Below are 1,589 nucleotides of genomic sequence, written 5' to 3'. Positions count from 1 at the left end.
ATCCCGGTCGCGGCGACGACGTCGGCGACCGCGCCCGGCCCGCGGCCTGAGCGCGCCCGGCGCGGGGCCGATGTCGGCGGCCCGGGCTAGCGTGGACACGAGATGAGCAGGCAGGACGGATCCACGAGGCGCACGTCCGACGCGAGCGCGGACGACACCGAGGCCACCATCCTGCACATCGACATGGACGCGTTCTTCGCCGCCGTCGAGCTGCTCGAGCGGCCGGAGCTGCGGGGCACCCCCGTCATCGTCGGCGGCTCCTCGGGGCGCGGCGTCGTCACGAGCGCCACCTACGAGGCGCGGCGCTTCGGCGTCCGCTCGGCCATGCCCATGGCGCAGGCGCTCCGCCTCTGCCCGCAGGCCACGGTGATCGGCGGCCACATGGAGAAGTACGCCCACTGGTCCCGCGTCGTCATGGGCATCTTCCGCGACGTCACGCCGCTCGTCGAGCCGCTCAGCATCGACGAGGCCTTCCTGGACGTGGCGGGGGCCCGCGGCCTGTTCGGCTCGCCCGCCGAGATCGGCGCCATGATCCGGCGCCGCGTGCACGCCGACACCGGTCTCACCTGCTCGGTGGGCGCGGCGTCCACCAAGTTCGTCGCCAAGCTCGCCAGCACGCGCTGCAAGCCCGACGGCCTGCTCGTCATCCCGGCGGCCGAGACGCTGCCGTTCCTGCACGGTCTGCCGGTCGGCGCGCTCTGGGGCGTCGGGAAGACCACGGAGGAGGCGCTCGTCCGGCGCGGCCTCCGCACCGTGGCCGACATCGCGGACACGCCCCTGCCCACCCTGCAGTCGATGCTCGGCGAGTCCGCGGGCGCGCGGCTGCACGACCTCTCCTGGGGTCGGGATCCCCGGCGCGTCAGCACGCACCGGGAGGAGAAGAGCATGGGACACGAGAACACGTTCCACGACGACGTGACGGATCCCGAGATCGTCCGCCGGGAGCTCCTCGGCCAGGCGACGCGCGTCGCGGAGCGGCTGCGCCGCGCGGGTCTCACGGCGCGCACCGTCTCGCTCAAGCTCCGCTACTCCGACTTCCGCACCATCACGCGCTCCCGAACGCTGTCGGAGCCCACGGACGTGGCGCGCCGCATCTACGACGAGATCCGCGACGTGTACGAGCAGGTCGCCCGGCCCGGCGACCGCATCCGCCTCGTGGGCGTGCGCGCCGAGCAGCTCGACGACGTGGACAACCGGGCCGTCGCCCTCTGGGACGCCGACGAGGGCTGGCGCGAGGCCGAGCGCACGGTCGACCAGGCGGCGGAGCGCTTCGGCCGGGGAGCCATCGGTCCGGCGTCGCTCCTCCGGAAGCCCGGGGCACGACGGGCGACGGTGTCGGATCCGCGCACGGAGGCGGCCGCGCGCGGTACCCTCCCCGGGAATCCGCCCGACTGACGAGGACCACCATGACCGATCCCGCCGCGCCCGCCCCCGACGACCGCTCCCACGACCACGACCACGACAGCGCTCGTGCGGCGGACGGGGCGGGGGCTCCTGCCGCGGCCTCCGCTGCGACTCCGCCGCCCGCTCCGACGCCTCCTGCCGCGCCGTACCCCTCGGCATCCGCCGCCGCGCCCTACGGCCTGGCG

The 1,589-nt window shown here is 75.1% G+C and carries 1 protein-coding gene and 1 pseudogene; both read left to right on the top strand.

The window, feature by feature from the left end:
- The first annotated feature begins 102 nt into the window (after nt 1-102).
- A complete protein-coding gene (locus DZG00_RS15325; protein ID WP_119381508.1) occupies nt 103-1,395 on the top strand; it encodes a DNA polymerase IV in 1,293 nt (430 codons plus the stop codon).
- An 11-nt stretch (nt 1,396-1,406) separates the two neighbouring features.
- Nucleotides 1,407-1,589, top strand: a pseudogene (locus tag DZG00_RS17395) (hypothetical protein); the annotation flags it as partial.

The sequence above is a fragment of the Clavibacter lycopersici genome, assembly GCF_003576405.1.
GTDB lineage: Bacteria > Actinomycetota > Actinomycetes > Actinomycetales > Microbacteriaceae > Clavibacter > Clavibacter lycopersici.
The sequence above is the reverse complement of the archived record's forward strand: the minus strand, read 5'-3'. Positions and strand labels throughout refer to the sequence as shown.